The sequence below is a fragment of the Novosphingobium sp. B-7 genome, assembly GCF_000410615.1.
Taxonomy (GTDB): domain Bacteria; phylum Pseudomonadota; class Alphaproteobacteria; order Sphingomonadales; family Sphingomonadaceae; genus Novosphingobium; species Novosphingobium capsulatum.
In genome coordinates, this window is the sequence record NZ_KE148357.1 from 1 (window position 1) to 4,849 (window position 4,849).

Consider the following 4,849-nt stretch of genomic DNA (forward strand, 5'->3'; position numbering starts at 1 on the left):
CGCCACCAGCGCGGCGCGCGCGGCAGCCACGGCGGCATCAACGGCCGTATCGCCGGCCAGCGGCACTTGCGCCACGGTGGCGCCGGTGCTCGGGTCTTCCACATCGACCGCGCCGGTCGCGGGCAGGATATCGTCTCCCACCCGCAGGCGCAGGTCCGGCAGGGCAAGATCGGCAAAGCCGGGCTGCATCGTCATGAGGCGTTCAATTCCTGGTGCGTTTGCGGAAATCGCTCGGCGCCTCGCCGGTGAACTGGCGAAAGGCGCGGGTGAAATGGCTCTGGCTGGTAAAGCCCAGGCTTTCGGAAATGGCGGCGATGGAAAGGTCGCTCTGGTGCAGCATCTGCTGCGCCTTATCCAGGCGGGTCTTCATCACATACTGGTGCGGCGAAAGGCCGGTGGCCTTGCGGAACACGCGGCAGAAATGCGAGGGCGTCAGCCCCGCCACGGCCGACATTTCCTCCAGCGAATGCTGCGCTTCGGGCTTTTGCAGGATCGCGTTCATCACATGGTGGATGCGATAGGACGAGAACGAGGAAATCGGGATATCCTGCGCCGTCACCGAATTGGCGCCGCGCAGGATATGCGCTTTCAGCGCATTGACCAGCGCGCCGATATAGACCTCGCGCTCGGCGCTTTGCGGGGCATAGAGTTCGGACAAGACCTGCCGCGTCAACGCCGCGCCCAGCGGATCGGAAAAGGCAAAGCGCATGGTGCGGAACTGGTCGGCCGCCGGCGCGCGCTGCAACTGCTGCGACGACACGCTCAGCGTCACCACGTCGAGTTCGCCATCCACCAGCCAGCCGGTCTGCTGGCCCGATGGCACGATCGTGGCGCAGCCGGGCATCGAGGCATGCTCGCTCCACCCGCCGTTGAGCCAAGTGCGGTTGTGCTGCTGCCCGGCGATATGCATGGTATAAAGCGGCTCGGGCAGCGCGGGCACGGTGTAGGAGCCGACGAACTGGCGCCAGCGGCACAGCTGCCAGCCATCCTCGCGCGAGCCCAGCTGCATGTCAGGCCCCCGCCCCAGCGCATCGGAAATGATCGCCTCGTTGGTGCCCGCCGGATTGAAACGCGGCAATTCCTGCATCCCATCTCTCCCGCCTTGCGGTGCCGCCTGCTTCATCCTGCCACCAGCTTCACGTCCAGGTTCTTGAGCCCGTTGATGAAGTTGGAACGGAACCGGCGCGGGGCCGAAACCAGTTCGAACCCTTTGACCCGCTCCGCCAGCAGGCGAAACGCCACCCGCAATTGCATTTCGGCCAGCCGCGAACCGATGCACACGTGCTGGCCGCTGCCGAATGCCAGATGCTGGATATTTCCGCGCGTGATGTCAAAGGTGTCGGGATCGGCAAACACGCTTTCGTCGCGGTTGGCGGCGGTGTACCACAGCACCACCTTGTCGCCCTTGGCGATGGCCTGGCCGCCCAGCACGGTATCGGCGGTGGCGGTGCGGCGCATGTGCATCACCGGGCTGGCATGGCGCACCATTTCGCGCACCGCCGTGGCCAGGATCGCCGGATCATCGCGCACCATTTGCCATTGCGCAGGATGGGCGGCAAAGTTCACCACAGTGTGGCTCAACGAATTGCGCGTCGTCTCGTTGGCGCCGACCAGCGCCAGGATCATATTGCCCACGAAATCGCGGAACTGCACCGGCTGCCCGTTGATCTCGGCATTGGCGAGCAGCGTCGCCAGATCGGCGCCGGGCTGGTGGCGCCGCGTGTCGAACAGCGTCTGCATCAGGGCAAAGAAACTGCCGAGCACTTGCGCCATCTGCTCCGGGCTCTGGCGGAACTCGGGGTCATCCTCGCCGACAAAGGCGTTGGTCCAGTCATAAAGATCATGCCAGCCGATCTCGGGCGGCAGATCGAACAGCTCGCACAGCGTCATCAGCGGCAGGGGCGCGGAAAGCGCCTGAACCAGGTCAACCGGCTCGCCCAGCGGGATGGCGTCGAGCAGGGCGCGGCAGCGTTCGGTAATGCGCTCCTCGATCCCGGCCAGGCGGCCCGGCGCCACCGCCGGCATCATGAACTTGCGATACTGCGTGTGCACCGGCGGATCGATCGAGATGAAGGGAACGCCGATCGCGCTCTCCCCGGCCCCGGTCAGGCCCACCTCGTTTTCGTTGAAAATGCGGTGGCCGCCATTGGCATAGGCGGAAGAAAACAGCAGCGGCTGGCGCGATACCTCGACGATATCGGCATAGCGCAACACCGCCCAGAACCCCGGCCCGTCCGCTTCCGCATTCCAATAGACCGGCTCATCCGCGCGCACCTGGGCAAACAGGTCGTGCGGCACCCCGGCTACATAGAGATCGGGGTTCTTGAAATCGGGCCGGGTGCTGGTCGCTGTGGTCATGGCCGGGGTATCCTGCATCAGAACGTGACCCTGGCGCTGGCGCCGAACGTGCGCGGGGCCGATTGCACCAGGAAGTTGTAGGGGAAGCCCGCGCCGCGCAGATCGAGCCCATAGGCATAGGTGCGCGCGTTGAAGGCGTTCTTGATCCATGCCCGCAGTTGCAGGTTGGCGTGCTGCCAGGTGATCTGGCCGTTCACCTTGGCATTGGCGTCCTGCTGCAATTCGGCGTTGTTCTGCGCCGTGCCGGCAGCATTGGTCAGGTTGAACGGCGTGAAATACTGGTGCCCGGCATAGGCCACGTTGGGCGACAGCGTCACGCGATCGGGCCCATTGTCGAGCAGCACGATATCGGCGCCCAGTTGCGCGGTTACGTGCGGGGCAAACGGCAGGTCGTTGCCGGCGAGGTTAGTGCCCTGGAGCGTCAGTTCCTTGTACGTGGCATGCAGCAGGCCCACCGACCCGTTGATCGAAAAGCGCGTGCTGGGCGTCCAGGTAAACTCGCCTTCCGCGCCATAGATTTCCGACTTGGGCGCATTGACCAGGATCGAAACCGGGCCGGGGCGCGTGTCCTGCAACTGCTGGTTGGAATAGTCGTAATAGAATGCCGCGGTCGAGAACGACAGCGTACGGTCAAACAGCCGGCCCTTGAGCCCCACTTCATAGGCGTTGACGGTCTCGGGCTTGACGAAGTTGATCCCCGCCGAAGAGGTGTAGGAACCGCCGTTGAACGCGCCGGAGCGATAGCCGCGGTTATAGCTGACATAGCCGAGCAGCCCGCTGTCCCACTTGTAGCTGAGCGCGGCGCGGCCGGTGAAGGCGTTGTTATTGCCATTAAGGTTGTAGCGCGCGTTGGGATCATAGGCGCAGGTGCCCGGCCCGGTTGCGCATGGCACAGTCGTGGCCAGCGGCGTTTCGCCCGCGCCGAACCCGCCGGCAAAGAGATAGGCATAGCCATCGCGATAGCGCGCCTTGTCCGAAGTATAGCGCCCGCCGAGCGTCAGCGTGAGGTTGCGCGTCAGGCTGTAATCGCCCTGGGTGAACCCGGCGATGGAAAAGCGGCTCTGGCGGAAGTGCTGGAAAAAGCCGCCGTTCACCCCCGGCGCCAGCGCGCTGCCGATGTTGAAATCGTTGTCGGTGATCGTGCGGTCCCAGCCATAGAACACGCCCGCCACCAGCTTGAGCTTGTCAGACGAATAGTTGATCCGCGCCTCTTCGGCGAACTGGCGGAAATTGGATTTCCAGTTGATGAAGAGAATATCGGCCGGCGCGCCATCTGCATTCTGCCCCATGTCCAGGCTGCCACCATCGTATGACGTGATCGAGGTAAGCGTGACGGCGGGCGACAGTTCATAGGAAACGTTGGCGGCCACGCCCCAGGCGCGGGTGCGGAAATCGCCCAGGTTCTTTTCGTTCACCTCGAAGAAGCCCAGCCCGGTGCGGGCCGATTGCAGGCCGATCGTGCCTGCCCCAGTGGGATTGTCGCGCCCGGCATAGGCACGGATCTTGATGTCGAGGCCCGAACCGGTCGGCTTGATGCGCAGGGCCACGCGGCCCTGCAGGGTATCCTGGCTCATCGCATCGCGGCCGCCGGGATAGACATTGTGGATCTGCCCGTCACCCTTCACATAGTTGACCGCCGCGCGCAGGCCCACCTGGTCATCGGCCAGGGTGGTTTCGGCCGCACCCTGCGCCGTAAAGGTGTTGAAGTTGCCATAGCCCACTTCGGCATAGCCATTGCTGCCCGAAAGCGAGGGCGCGCGGGTGATGAAGTTGATCGCCCCGCCGGTGGTGTTGCGGCCAAACAGCGTGCCCTGCGGCCCGCGCAGCACTTCCACGCGATCGAGATCGAACAGGCCCATGCCATGGCTGGCGCGCGCGGCGAGATAGACGTCGTCCATATAGACGCCAACGGGAGAAACCTGGTTGGAATTGTATTCGTTGGCCACCGAAATGCCGCGCATCGAGAAATTGGGCTGCGCCGCGCCGAAATTGGTGCTGACCTGTAGATTGGGCACCGCCTGGGCCAGGTTGGCCGAATTGGTCACGCCCTTGGCCACCAGGCCCTGCGCCGAAACCGCCGAAATCGCCAGCGGCACGTCCATCACCGATTGCGCGCGGCGCTGCGCCGTCACCACGATTTCGCCAACGGCCGGCGCCGGCGTGGGTGCAGCATCCTGCGCGGCGGGGGCATCCTGGGCCAGCGCGACGCGCGGCGCGGCGGTGGCGGCGGCCAGCGCGGCAAGGCTGGCCAAGACGTGAAACTGCGCGCGGGCAGATGCCTTCATGATTCCTCTCCTCCCGTCCTGCTTGGGCCGGGTCATTCTTGTTGTTGGCGTGAAGACAGCGGCACCATGCCAGTGCCGGGGCCGCCGTCCTCATTTGCCTGTTCTAGCCGCGCGGCGCGGCACTGGCTTTAGTCGTGGTTGTCGCCGATTTGTGCATTTCCTGCTCTGCGCTTGCCTGATCGCGCGTGGAGCGGCTTGTCGGTGGG

General features: G+C 64.8%; 3 protein-coding genes and 1 pseudogene. All 4 read right to left on the reverse strand.

Going from position 1 to position 4,849, the window contains the following annotated elements; all coding sequences use genetic code 11:
- Window positions 1-195: pseudogene (locus tag H926_RS27580) on the reverse strand (hypothetical protein); the annotation flags it as partial.
- A 7-nt stretch (window positions 196-202) separates the two neighbouring features.
- Window positions 203-1,123, reverse strand: coding sequence for a helix-turn-helix domain-containing protein (locus H926_RS0113810; RefSeq protein WP_237741040.1), 921 nt, complete (start codon window positions 1,121-1,123; stop codon window positions 203-205).
- Entirely contained in the window at window positions 1,120-2,358 is a 1,239-nt protein-coding gene (locus H926_RS0113815; RefSeq protein WP_028657997.1) for a cytochrome P450, read from the reverse strand. Before H926_RS0113815 ends, H926_RS0113810 begins: the two co-directional genes overlap by 4 nt.
- 17 nt (window positions 2,359-2,375) lie before the next feature.
- A complete protein-coding gene (locus H926_RS0113820; RefSeq protein WP_022676840.1) occupies window positions 2,376-4,643 on the reverse strand; it encodes a TonB-dependent receptor in 2,268 nt (755 codons plus the stop codon).
- Window positions 4,644-4,849: the final 206 nt, after the last annotated feature.

Coding starts and splice junctions, on each gene's coding strand:
- H926_RS0113810 (WP_237741040.1), bottom strand. CDS start 1,123: ATGAAGCAGGCGGCACCGCAAGGCGGGAGAGATGGGATGCAGGAATTG.
- H926_RS0113815 (WP_028657997.1), bottom strand. CDS start 2,358: ATGACCACAGCGACCAGCACCCGGCCCGATTTCAAGAACCCCGATCTC.
- H926_RS0113820 (WP_022676840.1), bottom strand. CDS start 4,643: ATGAAGGCATCTGCCCGCGCGCAGTTTCACGTCTTGGCCAGCCTTGCC.